This is a genomic window from Methylobacterium sp. 001424705 (assembly GCF_059816145.1).
The window spans coordinates 1-1,297 of the sequence record NZ_JCBANU010000079.1; the positions used below are offsets into that span (position 1 = coordinate 1).

Here is a 1,297-nt window from a genome sequence, read left to right on the forward strand (position 1 = left end):
AGGCGCAGCCGTGACGGGGTCGCGCCTATGGTGAGCGCTTCGGCGACCGTCGCGCAACGGGATCTCGACCGGCTGATCGCCCTCGGGCGGCAGAAGGGCGAGCTCTCCCCGGCCGACCTCCAGGCTGCCCTACCGATCCACGGCATGAGCGCCGAGGCAATCGCACAGGTGGTCCTGGACCTCGAGGCCGCCGGAATTCCGGTTGAGCTCGAGGACCTGCTCATGGGGCGGGCCCATCCCGACGGAATCGCGCCGCTGCCCCTCGCGCCCGCGCCCGGACTGCCGTCCCTCGACGCCGCACCGGCCGCGCCGCGCCCGGACGCGCCGGCGTCCCGGGCCGGCGCGCCGGTGGCCGCCGGTGCGGAACCGGGTCCCGTGCCCCCACCGGCCGAGGTGCACCGGGTCCGGAACGCCGTGCTGGTGGCGGCCCTGATCGTGCTGGTGCTGATGGGGGCGGTCCTGATCGCCCTCGGCCGATGAAGCGCGGCGCTCGGGAGACCGACATGGACATCCAGACGCCCCTCGCGGCGGCGATCGTCATTGAACTGAAGTGCCGGGCCGAGGCGAGCGCGCAGGACCACAGGGTCGAGGCCGGCGAACCGGGCTACCTGACGCTCGACGGCCGGATCAACCGCGGCGAGCCCATCATGGGGATCGAGGGCGCCCCGGCAGGTGGCCCCTGACGGCCACCCGCACGACAGCCCGTGCCCACGGGCCAGCCGGAACGCGCCCTCCCGGGGCCAGAAGGACGACCGATGAAAGCCGAGATCCTCAGCCTGCGGACCCTGCACGAGGGCTGGAGCCGCTTCTCGCTGGCGCGGGTCCGCCTCGCCGACGGCAGCGAGGCCGAGCGCGAGATCGAGGACCACGGCAACTCCGTGGGCGTGCTGCCCTACGATCCGGTGCGCCGGGTCGCGACCCTGGTGCGGGAACTGCGGGTGCCCGCCCTCTACGTCGCCGGCGAGCAGAGCCAGCTCGAGGCCCCCGCCGGCCTGATCGACGACGGCACCCCGGAGGACAATGCCCGGCGGGAGGTGCTGGAGGAGGCGGGCCTGCGCCTCGGCGACCTCGACTTCGTCGGCGCCACCTATTCCTGCGGCGGCATCTCGACGGAGCGCATCCACCTGTTCCTGGCCGCCTACGCCGCCACCGACCGGGTGGACGGGGGCGGGGGCGCGGACGGCGAGCACGAGAACATCCGGGTCGTCGAGATGCCGTTGGCCGAACTCGCCCGAATGGCCGATCGCTGCGAGCTGACCGACCTCAAGACCCTGACCCTGGTCCTCGCCCTGCGCGC

The 1,297-nt window shown here is 74.0% G+C and carries 3 protein-coding genes; all 3 read left to right on the forward strand.

What is annotated here, in order from left to right; genetic code table 11:
• A partial coding sequence (locus AC6EUL_RS22820) for an RNA polymerase sigma factor region1.1 domain-containing protein (protein WP_499872893.1) occupies positions 1-480 on the forward strand: 480 nt, incomplete at its 5' end.
• 23 nt (positions 481-503) lie between these two features.
• Complete coding sequence (locus tag AC6EUL_RS22825) at positions 504-683, forward strand: hypothetical protein (protein WP_499872895.1); 180 nt, start codon at positions 504-506, stop codon at positions 681-683.
• Positions 684-755: 72 nt separating this feature from the next.
• On the forward strand, positions 756-1,297 hold a 542-nt coding region (locus AC6EUL_RS22830), incomplete at its 3' end, for an NUDIX domain-containing protein (RefSeq protein ID WP_499872897.1).

Bases quoted from the DNA above. Each gene is read 5' to 3' on its own strand.
- AC6EUL_RS22825 (WP_499872895.1), top strand. From the start codon at position 504: ATGGACATCCAGACGCCCCTCGCGGCGGCGATCGTCATTGAACTGAAG.